Origin of the sequence: Rhizobium sp. BK456 (assembly GCF_014194045.1) — a bacterium.
Taxonomy (GTDB): Bacteria; Pseudomonadota; Alphaproteobacteria; order Rhizobiales; family Rhizobiaceae; genus Rhizobium; species Rhizobium redzepovicii.
The window spans coordinates 82,116-95,382 of sequence record NZ_JACIAO010000005.1 but is presented as its reverse complement, the minus strand read 5'-3'; the positions used below and the strand labels follow the sequence as shown (position 1 = coordinate 95,382).

The 13,267-nt window shown below is 62.0% G+C and carries 12 protein-coding genes; 3 read left to right on the top strand and 9 right to left on the bottom strand.

Annotated elements, in window-relative coordinates:
• Nucleotides 1-98: 98 nt before the first annotated feature.
• The 5 genes from FHX03_RS15835 to ligD form a co-directional block, all read right to left on the bottom strand.
• The gene (locus FHX03_RS15835; RefSeq protein WP_183854484.1) at nucleotides 99-1,403 is read right to left on the bottom strand and encodes an ABC transporter substrate-binding protein; all 1,305 of its coding nucleotides are present in this window, start codon (nucleotides 1,401-1,403) and stop codon (nucleotides 99-101) included.
• A 157-nt stretch (nucleotides 1,404-1,560) separates the two neighbouring features.
• On the bottom strand, nucleotides 1,561-2,628 hold the full coding sequence (locus tag FHX03_RS15830; RefSeq protein WP_183778215.1) for an ABC transporter ATP-binding protein: 1,068 nt from the start codon (nucleotides 2,626-2,628) through the stop codon (nucleotides 1,561-1,563).
• A gap of 147 nt (nucleotides 2,629-2,775) precedes the next feature.
• The gene (gene denD, locus FHX03_RS15825) at nucleotides 2,776-3,765 is read right to left on the bottom strand and encodes a D-erythronate dehydrogenase (protein WP_097629034.1); all 990 of its coding nucleotides are present in this window, start codon (nucleotides 3,763-3,765) and stop codon (nucleotides 2,776-2,778) included.
• 50 nt (nucleotides 3,766-3,815) lie between these two features.
• Nucleotides 3,816-4,541: a FadR/GntR family transcriptional regulator gene (locus FHX03_RS15820; protein WP_183778219.1), complete on the bottom strand. Its 726-nt coding sequence runs from the start codon at nucleotides 4,539-4,541 to the stop codon at nucleotides 3,816-3,818.
• Between the two features lie 195 nt (nucleotides 4,542-4,736).
• The gene (gene ligD / locus FHX03_RS15815; RefSeq protein ID WP_183854482.1) at nucleotides 4,737-7,379 is read right to left on the bottom strand and encodes a DNA ligase D; all 2,643 of its coding nucleotides are present in this window, start codon (nucleotides 7,377-7,379) and stop codon (nucleotides 4,737-4,739) included.
• A gap of 192 nt (nucleotides 7,380-7,571) precedes the next feature.
• On the opposite strand from ligD, the gene FHX03_RS15810 reads away from it, so the two are divergent.
• Complete coding sequence (locus FHX03_RS15810; RefSeq protein WP_183854480.1) at nucleotides 7,572-9,338, top strand: SLC13 family permease; 1,767 nt, start codon at nucleotides 7,572-7,574, stop codon at nucleotides 9,336-9,338.
• A 66-nt stretch (nucleotides 9,339-9,404) separates the two neighbouring features.
• Here the strand turns inward: FHX03_RS15810 and FHX03_RS15805 are convergent, their stop codons facing one another.
• Nucleotides 9,405-9,644, bottom strand: coding sequence for a hypothetical protein (locus FHX03_RS15805; RefSeq protein ID WP_183854479.1), 240 nt, complete (start codon nucleotides 9,642-9,644; stop codon nucleotides 9,405-9,407).
• Nucleotides 9,645-9,823: 179 nt separating this feature from the next.
• Between FHX03_RS15805 and FHX03_RS15800 the strand changes: the two genes are divergently transcribed.
• Together FHX03_RS15800 and FHX03_RS15795 are read left to right on the top strand one after the other, a co-directional pair.
• Nucleotides 9,824-10,309 (top strand): DMT family transporter, encoded by a 486-nt coding sequence (locus FHX03_RS15800; RefSeq protein ID WP_183854477.1) that lies wholly within the window; start codon nucleotides 9,824-9,826, stop codon nucleotides 10,307-10,309.
• Nucleotides 10,306-10,746: a DMT family transporter gene (locus FHX03_RS15795; RefSeq protein WP_183778229.1), complete on the top strand. Its 441-nt coding sequence runs from the start codon at nucleotides 10,306-10,308 to the stop codon at nucleotides 10,744-10,746. Before FHX03_RS15800 ends, FHX03_RS15795 begins: the two co-directional genes overlap by 4 nt.
• A gap of 42 nt (nucleotides 10,747-10,788) precedes the next feature.
• Here the strand turns inward: FHX03_RS15795 and FHX03_RS15790 are convergent, their stop codons facing one another.
• The 3 genes from FHX03_RS15790 to FHX03_RS15780 all read right to left on the bottom strand — a co-directional run bounded on the left by FHX03_RS15790 (nucleotide 10,789) and on the right by FHX03_RS15780 (nucleotide 13,265).
• Entirely contained in the window at nucleotides 10,789-11,007 is a 219-nt protein-coding gene (locus FHX03_RS15790; protein ID WP_097629041.1) for a hypothetical protein, read from the bottom strand.
• A 71-nt stretch (nucleotides 11,008-11,078) separates the two neighbouring features.
• Nucleotides 11,079-11,924, bottom strand: a complete 846-nt coding sequence (locus FHX03_RS15785; protein ID WP_183854475.1) for a pirin family protein — start codon at nucleotides 11,922-11,924, stop codon at nucleotides 11,079-11,081.
• Between the two features lie 180 nt (nucleotides 11,925-12,104).
• Entirely contained in the window at nucleotides 12,105-13,265 is a 1,161-nt protein-coding gene (locus FHX03_RS15780; RefSeq protein ID WP_183854473.1) for an amidase family protein, read from the bottom strand.
• Nucleotides 13,266-13,267 lie beyond the last annotated feature (2 nt).

Sequence of the window (13,267 nt, the reverse complement as noted above, 5' to 3'; positions counted from 1 at the left end):
ATGCCGAAAGGCCGGCACGCCGCGTCCTTTTTTGTTTCCATGCATGTCGTTGTCCCGGAACCGCTACCCACTTCCGGGCGACATGCATTAAGCGGGGCTCAGACGCGATAGTAGCGGTTGGCCCGGCGTTCGGCTTCCTTCATCGCATCTTCCGGCGACATCTGGCCGGTAACGGCGGCGGCATACATGTCGACCAGAACATAGTCGGCCATGGTTGCCGCCGAGGCGTAGCCGAGCGGGCCGGCATAGCCGTTCGGGCGCAGCTTCTCCGAAGCGCGCGCATAGGGCGCGTGGACCGGATCGGCCGTCCAGATGGGATTCTTGGCGAAGGCCTTGAGCGGCTGGCAGCAATAGGCGCTGGATCCCTGGATCCAGGCGTTCATCTGGTCGGCTTCCATCATGAACTTGATATAGGCCTTGGCCGCCTCAGGATATTTTGTGTGCTTGAACAGAAGCAGCGAGCTCGTCTGGCAAAGCTCGACACTCTTGCCGACGGGGCCGATCGGGAAGTTCGTCGTGCGGATGTCCTTGGCGATCTCGGCGAGCTTCGGATCGTTCTTGGCGGTGTAATAGACCGAGACGCCGTTGGCGATCAGCGAGACCTGGCCTGCGAGGAAGGCGCGGTTGTTGTTGACGTCCTGCCAGCTTTCAGTGCCCGGAATGAAGGTCGCGTAGAGCTCCTTTGCATAGTTGATCGAAGCGAGCGTCTCCGGGCTGTCGATCGTCACCTTGCCGCTTTCATCGACCATCATGCCGTTATGGCTCCAGAGCAGCCAATGGGCGTAGTTGTTGCCGTCGCCGACCGCCTTGCCGTGCGGGAAGCCGGCCGGCGTGCCCTTTGCCTTCATCGCCTTGCAAAGCTCGAGGAACCCTGCGGTGTCATTCGGGAATTCAGCGAAACCGGCGGCCTTCACATGGCTGTCGCGATAGACGACGGCGTTGCCGATTGCCGTCAGCGGCATGGCGATGAAGGTGTCGCCGCGCGTCGCATATCCCTTTACGCCGTCGTACCAGCCCTCATACTTGTTGCCGAGATAATTGCCGAGCTCGGTGAGATCGACCAGCTTGTCCGGATATTGGTGGGCATCGTCGAACCAGCACATGATGAGATCCGGGCCGGAGCCGACATTGGCGGCAACCGCAGCCTTCGGGCGGATGTCTTCCCAGCTTTCCTTGTCGATGCGCACTTCGACGCCGGTCGCTTCGGTGAATTTCTTGGTGTTGGCGATCCAGGCCTCCTCATCGCCCTTGACGAAAGGCGTCCAGCGCAGCAGCCGCAGGCTTGCGCCGCTTTCCGGCGTGTAGGTCGGTTCGGCCTGCGCAAAGGATGGCTTGATGCCGAAGCCGGCAGCGCCGGCAACGGCTGCCGATGCCGCAAGAAATTCACGTCTCTTGATCGTCATGAGATTCCTCCTCATTGAAACAGCGGAAGCAATTCTCCGGCGTCCACCTCCCGCTTGGGTGGACGGCGGCCTGGCATCCCCGGAGCGGAAGCGCCCACGGAATGCTTGCGCTCCGGCGGCGGGGAAGGCTCCTCCCCTCCCGCGCTGCCGGATGGCATCAGTCGGTCAATCTCTGTCCGCCATCGGCATCGAAGAGATGGACGTGCGAAGCGTCGATCGCGACGCGGATCGCCTCGCCCGGGCGAGCATTGACGCGCTCCCGGAATACGCAGCTGACATCGCTGCCGCCGAGGCGAACGGTCAGATGGGTCTCATAGCCAGTGGGTTCGATCACCACGATCTCGGCCGGCACACCGTTCGGATCGAGCGAGATATATTCGGGGCGCAGCCCATAGACGAGTTCACGGCCCACCGCACTTGCCGGTGGATTGGCGACTGGCAGCCGCGTGCCGTTGGCGGCGACGAACTGCCGGGCGTCTTCCGGGTCGAGCCTGCCCTTGATCATGTTCATCGCCGGCGAGCCGATGAAGCCGCCGACGAAGAGATTGGCGGGCTTGTCGTAGAGCTCGAGCGGCGAACCGATCTGCTCGACGATGCCGTCATGCATGACGACGATCTTGTCGGCCATGGTCATCGCCTCGATCTGGTCGTGGGTGACGTAAACCGTGGTGGTTTTCAGCCGCTGGTGCAGCTCCTTGATCTCGGCGCGCATGGCGACGCGCAGCTTGGCATCGAGGTTGGACAGCGGTTCGTCGAACAGGAAGACCTCCGGATCGCGCACGATCGCCCGGCCCATGGCGACACGCTGGCGCTGGCCGCCGGAAAGCTGGCGGGGATAGCGGTCGAGCAATTTGTCGAGGCCGAGGATGCCGGCGGCATATTTCACCCGCTTCTCGGCTTCCGCCTTCGGCGCCTTGTTGAGCATCAACGAGAAGCCCATGTTCTGCTCCACCGTCATATGCGGATAGAGCGCGTAGTTCTGAAAGACCATGGCGATGTCGCGGTCCTTCGGCGGCAGCGTGTTGACCACGCGCCCGCCGATCTTGATCTCGCCGCCGGAAATATTCTCGAGCCCCGCCAGCATCCGCAGAAGGGTCGACTTGCCGCAGCCCGAGGGGCCGACCAGGATGACGAATTCCCCATCGGCAATGTCGATGTCCACCCCCTTGATGACAGGATGCACACCGAAGGATTTCCGCACATCCGCGAATTGAACGCCTGCCATACTCACTCCTCCCAGAAATCGAGCGCTACATGCTTTAAATATTCGTATCTCACTCTGTCTTGCCGGCGGCTGCCATCTCTCCCAAGTCCGTCAGCCGCCGCAATCCCGCATCTGCGGGGGTGCCCGCGCGGGGCCTCCGCCCTCTCCTCAATCTCCTTGCGCCGCCGGAGCGTCCTCGGCGAGGTAGACCTCGATCAGCTCGTCGACGCTGGTTTCGGCGGAAAAACCCAGTTGCGTCGCACGATCGGGCGTAAAGGATTTCGGCCATCCGGCGACGATGCCTTCGATGACCTCGTCGCGGCGGCGGTCGATCAGATCGACGGCCTCGGGGCCGGCGGCACGGCGCAACGCGGCGATCTGGTCGGCAACGGTGGCGGCAACCCCCGGCATGGTCAGTGTGCGCCGCGCACCCAGCGACGATGTGTCGAGCGTCGCGGCATGAATCAGAAATTTGACGGCGGAACGCGGGCTTGCCAGCCAGTGCTTGACCGTTTCCTCCACGGGGAGGACCGCCCGCTGGCCGGCCAGCGGCTCCCGCAGGATTCCGGAAAAGAAGCCGGACGCGGCAGCGTTCGGTGCACCCGGCCGGATCACGATGGTCGGCAGTCGAATTCCGACGCCGTCGATGAAGCCGCGGCGCGAATAGTCGGACAGCAGAAGCTCGGATATCGCCTTCTGCACGCCATAGCTCGTGAGCGGCGCCTGGATGTAATCGTCGGGGATCGGATCGGGAAACGGCGCGCCGTAGACCGCGATCGACGAGGAGAAGACGAGCCGGGGAACATAGGCTTGCCGGCTTCCCTCATGGCGGATCGCCTCCAACAGCAATCGCGTGCCATCGAGATTGACTCGGTAGCCCAGTTCGAAATTGCGCTCGGCCTCGCCGGAAACGATCGCGGCGAGATGGAAGATTACGTCGGCCCGGCGAGCCGCCAGGGCTTGCGCAGCATCGCCTTCGGATATGTCGGCAGCCAGCGCTTCGACCGAGGCAACGTTGCTCGCCGGCACCGGCGGCGGCGCGATATCCACAAGTGTCATGCGCGTGATCGTTCGAGCGCCGAGGGAACCGCTGCGCGCCAAGCTGGCGGCGAGCTTCCGGCCGATCATTCCTCCCGCCCCGATAATGAGAATATGCATTCTATTCCCCCTGTCTTCGATGTCTCGTCTCTGCGCTCTTTGCCTGCGAACTACGCTAGGAGCAGCTTGGTTGTCGTATAAATGCGGGTTTCATGGATCGCGAAGGCCGCACATGCGGCGTCTGGATCCCGCGTCTCCAGGCCGGCGAGGATCAGCCGGTGATCGGCGATGCTGGTGGCGATCGTGCCGGGCTGCGATACGACGCGCCTGCGGTGGCTGAGAAGATAGGAGTAAAGATCGGCGGCGATGTCGGCCAGCACCGCATTGCCGCTGGACCGGTAGATGGCGGTGTGAAATTCGCGGTCGCAGATCAAAAACCGGACGGGATCGTCACAGGCGGCTTCCTGTGCGGCGATCGACTTGCGAAGATAATCAAGTGTCGACGCTTCCATCTTGACCGCGGCGGCCCTGACGACCTGCGCTTCGATCAGCAGCCGCGCCTCATGAACATTGTCGAGACTATAGGCCGCAATGTCGCGATAGCGCGCCGCCTGGACAGCCAATTCGCCGACATCTTCCGATGCCACCACCGTGCGCGTTCCCTGCGCAACCGAGAGAATTCCATGCGTGGAGAGGATGAGAATCGCACCGCGGACGGTCTCGCGGCTGACCGAAAGCGCGCCAGCCAGTTCACGTTCGCTGGGCAGCGGATCGCCTATTTTGAGGATGCCGGTGGCGATGAAGGTCGCAATCTTCTGGACGACGAAGTCCTTCATCGACTTCTTCGGAGCGCCGCCCAGCGTCGCAACCTCTTCGAGAATGGCTCGCACATCCATCGCCATGCCCTCCCCCTGAGGTCTACTGGTCCGGTAAGTCGGCCAGTAGACCTCAGGGGAAGAGGATTGTCAAACGCTTGATGTCGGCGATCCACTCCGCTGTAATTTGGAGCCGTTTTCTGGAGGGCAAGATCGGCACGCGGAGAAAATTCATTCCGGCAAAACAGCCCGCCACGGGCGGACTGTTGTTCGCGCTCAGGCCGCGTCGGAGACTTTGCCCAGGCGTTTGATCGCCTGCTCCAGCGGGCGCTGGCCGTCGCTATAATCTTCCCAGGCCGATGATTTCGACAGCAGGACCGGCACCGTGCGGATGGTGAAGCGTTTCGGGTCGAGATCCGCTTTGACCTGGCTCCAGCTCAGCGGCATCGAGACGGTGGCGCCGGGTCGCGCACGAGGCGACAAGGGTGCCACCGCCGTCGCCATCCGGTCATTGCGGAGATAGTCGAGGAAGATGCGGCCGTTTCTCAGGCTCTTGGTCATCTTGATCAGATAGAGATCGGGATTGTCACGCGCCATCTGCTGGCAGACGTCGTGCGCGAAGCTTTTCGCCTGCACCCAGGAAAGCGGCTTGCGTTTGTTGAGCGCAAGCGGCGTGACGACGTGCAGGCCCTTGCCGCCGGTGGTCTTGCAGAAACTGATGAGACCGAGCGCGTCGAGACGGTCGTGCATCTCGCGGGCGGCGGAAACGACTGTCGAGAACGGTACGTCGGGGCCAGGGTCGAGATCGAACACCAGCCGGCCCGGCACCTCCGGCTTATGCGGTTGGCAATTCCAGGGGTGCAACTCGACAGCGCCGACCTGCGCCACGGCTGCCAGGCCCTCGACCCGGTCGATCTGCAGATAGGGCTTTTTGTCGCCGAAGACCTTGACCAATTCGAGCAGGTTCGAGGCGCCGGGCATCGCATGGCGCTGGAAGAACTGCTCGCCGCCGAGCCCATCGGGCGCACGGATGATCGAACAGGGGCGTCCCTCGATATGCGCGATCATCCAGCCGCCGACGGCTTCATAATAGCGGGCCAGATCCTCTTTGGTCACCGGTTTGCGGTCATTGGCATCCGGCCACAGCGGCTTGTCCGGATTGGAGATCATCACGCCCATGACCTCGGCTTTGGCGCCCTTTCGGCGGGCGGCCTTGGCCTTCTCAGCCGCCGGCTCCGGCACGTCGGTTTCTGCTGGCTTGGCCGGCCGTTCGGCCTTGACCTCCTTGGCCGGCTTGTCCTCCCGCAGGCCCTTGAAGGCGGCCTGGCGGACGATGCCGTCGGCGGTCCAGCCCGCGAACTCGATTTCCGCCACGAGCTTGGGCCTCAGCCAGGTGACATCGGCCTCCTTCTTCGGCGCGCCGATGCCGGTGAAGGGCGACTTCGCCGCCTCGAGCGCCTGCAGCTTCGGCAGCAGCGTTTCGACTTTCCTGGCGCCATATCCCGTGCCGACGCGGCCGACATAGACGAAGTGGTCGCCGCGGTAGACGCCGACCAGCAGCGATCGGAATTTGCCGTTGGTCTTGGCATAGGCGCCGATCACCACTTCGTGGCCGGCGCGGCATTTCGACTTCGCCCAGCTGTCGGTGCGGCCGGATTGATAGGGTGCATCGCCCTGTTTGGAGACGATGCCTTCCAGCGATAGCTTGCAGGCGGAGCGCAGGACCGCATCGCCGCCGGTCTCAAAATGCTCGACGAAACGGATCCGAGGGTCATTGCCGGCATCCGCAAGAAGGCTCTGAAGCCGCGCCTTGCGCTCGACGACAGGCAGAGATCGCAGGTCCTCGCCGCCGTCGTAGAGAAGATCGAAGGCGAAATAGACGAGATCGCCTGTCCTGCCTTCCGAAATGGCGGCCTGCAGGGCTGCGAAATCCGGTACGCCATGGTCGTCGAGAGCGCAGATCTCGCCGTCGATGATGGCGTCGGGCAGCGCCGATGCCGCCTCGGCGATCTCTGGATATTTGCCGGTCCAGTCGAGCCCTTTACGGGTCTTCAGCGTCACCTCGCCCTCGAGTATGCGCATCTGGATACGGTAGCCGTCGAATTTGATCTCGTGAATCCAGCCCTCGCCGGGCGGCGGACGGTCCAGGGTCTGGCAAAGCTGCGGCGCAATGAAGTCCGGGAGATCGATCCTTGCCATCGTTTTCGGCGTCTTGCCGACCCGGCCCTCCTCTTTCCTCTCTTCGGCGGCCAGCCCGTGATTGCTGTCCCAGACCGCGTCCGCCTTGAGATCGCCGCCCTTGAGCATGAACGGCTTTGGCTTGCGGCCCTTGCCGGCGGCGATTGCGTCCATCGTCCGGCCGGAGGCGACGGAGGTGTCGTTTTCCTCCAGGACCGCTGCGCCGTCCTCCTCGACCGAGAATGCGTCGTGGTGCTTGATCAGCAGCCAGTTGGTTCGCTTGCCGCCATCGCGATCGTTGCGCATGCGCACCAGAACGAAACTGCCGTGCAGCCTTTCGCCTTCAAGGATGAACTTGAAGTCGCCCTTGGCGAGCGCCTGCTGCGGGCTCTTCTTTCCCTCGGGCTCCCAATAGCCGCGGTCCCACAGCATCACCGTACCGCCGCCATATTGGCCTTTCGGGATCGTGCCTTCGAAGTCGCCATAGTCGAGCGGGTGATCTTCGACCTCGACGGCCAGCCGCTTGTCGTGCGGATCGAGCGATGGGCCTTTGGTGACAGCCCAGGATTTGAAGACGCCGTCGAGTTCCAGTCGCAGGTCGTAATGCAGCCGAGTGGCGTCATGTTTCTGGATGATGAAGCGACGGCGATTGCTGCGCGCGATCTGCTTCTCGCCGCTCGGCTCCGCTGTTTTTTTAAAGTCGCGCTTCGATCGGTATGTCGAGAGGTTGTCACTGGCCATGGTCGTTTCCGAATCAGCATCCCCAAAGCACGAAATGCCGGCTGGCGGCATAGAGTTCCATGATGGTCTCAATGGAGGGCGGGCTTGTCAGCCCATCCGATTTGCCGGCGACCGGAGGCGATGAAAAAAATCGCCATCGTGTCGTATCGTTCTCCTGCTTCAAACGTTAATTCCTACAACCGGGATGCAAACATGCGCGTTGACCAATGGCTCTCTCTTCTCATCATCGCGCTCATGATGGGCGCCTTTGTGTGGGGGCGTTACCGATACGACGTCGTCGCCGTGAGTTCGCTTCTCGTTGCCGTCATTGCCGGCATCGTCCCCGCCAAAATTGCCTTTTCCGGTTTTTCAGATGACATTGTCATCATCGTCGGCAGTGCGCTGATCGTCAGTGCGGCGATATCGCGATCCGGGATCATGGATCTGGCGCTGCGCCGATTTTCTCCCGAAAGACGCGGGCCGCGGATGCAACTGATCATTTTGGTTGCCATCGTCGCGGCCCTGTCGGCTTCCGTCAAAAATATCGGTGCACTGGCAATCATGATCCCGGTTGCCGTGCAGATGGCCCGGAAATCACGCGTATCACCGTCGATGTTCCTGATGCCGATGTCTTTCGCCTCGCTGCTCGGAGGGCTTATGACTCAGATCGGCACATCGCCGAATATCATCGTTTCCCGGGTGCGCGAGGAGATTACCGGGCAGCCGTTCACGATGTTCGACTATACGCCTGTCGGCCTGGCGCTATCGGTCGCCGGCATTGTCTTTCTAGGGCTGTTCTACAAGCTGCTTCCTGAAAGATCGCGGGTGGAAACGTCGATGGACGAGGCGGTGGCGATCAAGAACTACACGACCGAGGCGAAGGTCATCACGCCGTCGGGGGCGATTGGCCGGTCCGTCAGCTGGCTGCAGAAGCCGGCCGGCGGCGATGCGATGGTCACCGCGATTATCGGCGGCAGCGGCCAAAGACGAACGCCTCTTCCCGACACCGTGCTCAAGGATGGCGACCTTCTTATCATCGAGGGCGAGCAAAGCGCCCTCGACAAGATCGTCAGTGAAGCCAAGCTTCAACTGTCCGATCGTAAACATGAGTCCGAGATGCGCCAGGATATCAGTTCCGTCGAAGCCATCGTCGGCGAACATTCCCGCCTGATAGGCGTCAGCGCAAAGGACGTCTCCCTCTTCCACAATACCGGCCTCAATCTTCTTGCCGTCAGCCGCCGGGACAGGCGCTTCACCGAGCGTCTGGGCGAGATCAAGATCCGCAACGGCGACGTTGTGGTGCTGCAGGGCGACTTGCAGAAGCTGCCGGATCTCCTGCGTGAATGGGGCTGCCTGCCGCTGGTCGAACGGGATCTGAAGCTCGGCAACGCGCGCAACGGCATGATCCCCGTCATGATCCTGCTGGCGACGATGGCGGCGACGGCCTTCGGCGGCATTCCCGTGGCGACGGCATTTTTCGCCGCCGCCTTTCTGATGGTGATGACCGGGTCCATTCCCTTGCGCGAAGTCTATCATCATCTCGATGCGCCCATTCTGATCATGCTGGCCGCCCTCATCCCGATCAGCGATTCGCTCCGAACCACCGGAACGACCGACATCATCGCCGACCTCCTGTCGCGCACCGCCGAGATGCTGCCGCCGTTCGGCGCTCTGGCATTGATCCTGGTTGCGGCCATGGCCGTGACGCCGTTTTTGAACAATGCCGCGACCGTTTTGGTCATGGCGCCGATTGCCGCGACCTTTGCCGCCAAGCTTGGCTACCGGCCCGATGCCTTTCTGATGGCGGTGGCAATCGGCGCCGGCTGTGATTTCCTGACGCCGATCGGCCACCAGTGCAACACGCTGGTCATGGCGCCGGGCGGATATCGATTTGGCGACTATGCGCGATTGGGCCTGCCACTCTCGCTCATCGTCGTGCTCGTCAGCGTGCCTGCCCTGCTGGCCGTCTGGCCGATTTGACCGGGCCAATTTGACTAACACCTGCGAGGCAATTCAGGCTGCGCCCCTTGGCGCAGCCTGGCAGCATTACTTCCACTGCGTCCCGTCGGCGCCGGCGCAGCCCAAAGGTGGCAGGGAGCCGGCGAAGGTGGTTTTCAGCTTGGCGCAGCCCCAGCTGTTGATCGGGGCGGGCATGGCATCGTTGAGGGTGATGCCGATTTCATCATAGGGGCTGTCGGTGTTGCTGACATAGCGATACCAGCGAAAACCGGTAAAGACGACGACGGCCAGAGCGATTACCAGCAGCAGGCGAAGCAATTTTCTCATCATATTTCCTTTAAGTGCAAACGCCGCCGTTTAGCACTCCGATGTCGAAGCTGAAAGGTCCGGCCGGATGCAAGATGCTGCGATTCTGCAGCGTCTTTTGCGCCTCCTGAAAAGCTGCGCCTGCTGTGGTAGCAATCTGAAAAATACCGGCCGCAATCGATTCTTTGACGGGATCTGCAATGACCATCCAAGCAGGACGTAATTCGCATCCCATCCATTTCATCGGCGCTTTTGCGACCGGTGGGCTTCTGACATTCATGGTGCATCTGAATGGGGAGCTGGCACGTTACGGCAATCCGCTGTTTTCATCCTGGACCGCGCACGGCACAGGCATGGTCGCCGCCGTCATTCTTCTTTTGGCGCTCTACCGCCGACGCACGCCGATGGCGGGAAAACCCGGCCGCGCACCTTTGTGGGCCTATCTCGGTGGGGTATCCGGCGCCGCAACGGTCATTTTGACCTCGACAGCGGTCAACTCGCCGCTCGGGCTCTCCGGCACCTTGGCTTTGGGTCTGGCAGGTCAGGTCGCTTTCAGCCTGGCGGCCGACAATTGGGGACTGTTCGGTCTGCCAAAGCGGCGCCCGGATGTCCGGGACATCGCCGCGCTCGGCCTGGTGGTTACCGGCGGCGCACTGATCATCCTGTTTGGGCGAGGTGGGGCATGACGGTGTTCATTCTCATTGCTTGCCTTGGCGGCGTGCTCGTCGGCCTCAGCCGTCAGCTCAATGGGCGGTTGAGCATATCGACCACGCCGCTCATCGCATCCTTCTGGAACCATGCCGTCGGCTTTGCTGTGCTGAGCTGCCTCGGTCTCGTTGTCGGAGGCCTGCTTCCTGCCGGCGCCGGCGAGGCGCCTTGGTATATCTATCTCGGTGGTCCGATCGGCGTCGTTTTCGTGGCGGCAGGCAGCTGGGCGATTGCGCGCATCGGCGCGGTCAATACGGCTCTGCTGATCATTGGCGGCCAGATGGTCACCAGCGTGGCGCTGGATTATGCGCGCGCCGCTCCGACCTCGTTCTGGGCGAACGCGACCGGAATTCTTCTGATCGTCGGCGGAATGATGGTCAGCCGGAGGCGACGCAAAAGCGGCGGCTCGCAATAGCCGCCGGCAATTTTGCCGAAGCTGTCAGGGACGGAATCTGGGCTAATTTGTGCGTCCCAGGGTGGAAAGGGCGTCCTGCAGTCTGAGTGCCGCAAGCGCCTCCGTCGCCTCATCCGGAGACCATCCCGCCTCCAGCGCCGCAGCCAGCACCAGCGATTCCGTTTGAAGCTCGAGCTTCTCGTAAAGCGGCTCAAGGGCTTCGCGCGCTGTGACAAGATGCTGGTCCGGGGGAGTGATGGATGTCGCGGCAACCGTAGGCATGAAATGCTCCTCCTATTGAACGCTAAGGTTCGAAACCCATTAGGGGCATCCTTGTTCCGTCTTGTTTCGCTTCACATCGCCTTTTTGCCCTTCGGGCGGCGTTGCGAAAAAAGACGATACCACATATGGCGAAATTTCCTCCACCTTAGAAATGCGCGGATGAAAATTGCCGACGGGATCTTCCTGTGATCGCCGATCGTCCCCTGCCTAGTGACCGGGGCGTCCGGATCGAGCAGAAAGGCGACCAGCATCCTCAGGACCGCCGCTTCGGCGTCGAGCCTGCCACCCGATAAAGACAGCCCCTGCTCGCATTCGGCGAACATCTGTGAACCGACGACAACGGACCCAGTGAAGACGTAGAAATAGAGGTCCCGGTCCTGCCTATAGGGGAATTCCACCTTTGCGCCCGCCTCCAGCCGGATGTCGAAGACGTCGACCGCGCTGCGGACATAAAACGGCGCGTCTTCCCCCTCGGGCCCGACCAGGTGCCGCCAGGCGTTTGCCGCGGCCGCCGGCAGCGGTCCGTACTGGATTTTCGGCTCGAGATCGGTTGCACGCGGTCGAATAAGGATCTGCAGCATCCGCAGCGGCGGATCGGATGCCAGCGTCTCTTCGGAATGCCAGAAGCTTGCTCCGGCATTCATCACCATCAGGTGGTCGCGGTCGATCACCAGCCGGCCGGTGGCCCTGTCGTCGTGACGCATGACGCTGTCAGGCACCCAGGAAATGATCTCGTCGTTCCGGTGCTCGTGCATCGCGATCTGCCGGCCGGGATCAAGGAGAGATTCGACGACCATGGCGAGAGGGCCATGGCCGTGATCGGTCGGGTTCGGCCTCAGCCATCCCGGCATGTTGACGTGCACGACGAAGCCGCCCGAGTCCCGCACCACGAATGTCCGTTCGCCCTTAAGCAGCATTGCATCCTCCGTGCTTGCAAGGCAGTGACGACACTAGGCCATGACAGCGCCGCGCCTCCATTGAGAAAGGGCCGTTTTGAATTGCTGCTCGAGGATAAATTATACGGCAGTCTTGCACCAGAAGAGCACGACCGATGCGATCGCCGACCACGCGATCCTCCCCGCCCGTAGCATGCTCGTTCACTCAGCTCTTATTTGTCCAGCCACATAGACAAGCATCCTGTCGGTGCTCCTTGCGCCGAGCAACGAAAGCGAAATATTGCCCGCGCAATCGGTGATTGGGAACGCCAACTGCGTGCAGCCGCTGAGGCCCGAGAGACACAGAAGCTTGATACAAGCGGAACGAAATGCGGCAAAACTTTCCGGTTCGGCATCGCGAGTTGGCGCGCTCATGGCCAAGGTCGGAAGAGCGACGACTACATTTTCGCCCAGCAATCGGTCGATTTCCCCGGAAAAGAGCTTGGCAATCGCACGCGCCTCGCGCACTTCCCAGTCTTCGAGGCGAGATCCTGACAAAAGGCGCGCGGCAATATCGGGCGCAATTGCCTCCGGGGCCTGCTCGAAGAGCGTTTTGTTGCTTTCCCAGGCCTCCTTTTGCAGGATGGTGATGAACGCCACAGCAAGATCCGCGAGGCTGAATGAGGAAATAGAGTCGATCTTGCGAATAGGCATGACCGCCGATCGAATGCTGGCGATCATCTCATCGGCGATCGCGCCGTCGATGGTTTCGAAGATATCTGCGGGAATGAGAATGGATATTGGTCGGTCATTTGCCGCGGGCATGCCGACGGCGCTCATCACCGCGTCCATGGGTTCCAGACTTCTCGTCATGAAACCCGGCACATCGAAACTTGGCGCCAGCGCACGCAATGCCCTGTTGTCGAGGCTTCCATGTGTCGGCCGCCAGCCGATGAGGCCGTTGATGGCGGCGGGCAGCCGGATGGAGCCGGACGTGTCTGTTCCAAGCCCGATATCCGCAAGGCCGGCGGCAACTGCGACGGCCGAACCGGAAGACGATCCACCGGGAATAAGGTCAGGATCGCGCGGGTTTCTCGGCATGCCGAAATGGACGTTGCCGCCGATGAGGGAATAGGCGAGTTCGTCCGTATTGGTTTTGCCGACGAAACAGGCGCCGGCATCCAGAAGCGCCTGGACCAAAGGCGCCGTCGCTGCCCTGATGCCCGATGCAGCGAGCACCGCGGCATTGCCGGCCGCAGTTGGATAGCCGGCAACGTCGAAAAGGTCCTTTACCGCCAGGCGAAGGCCGGAAAGTGGGCCGGTGGACGCATGGCCGACATCGACGTCGGGATAGGGCATGAATGCATTCCACCGGTCCTGCACTT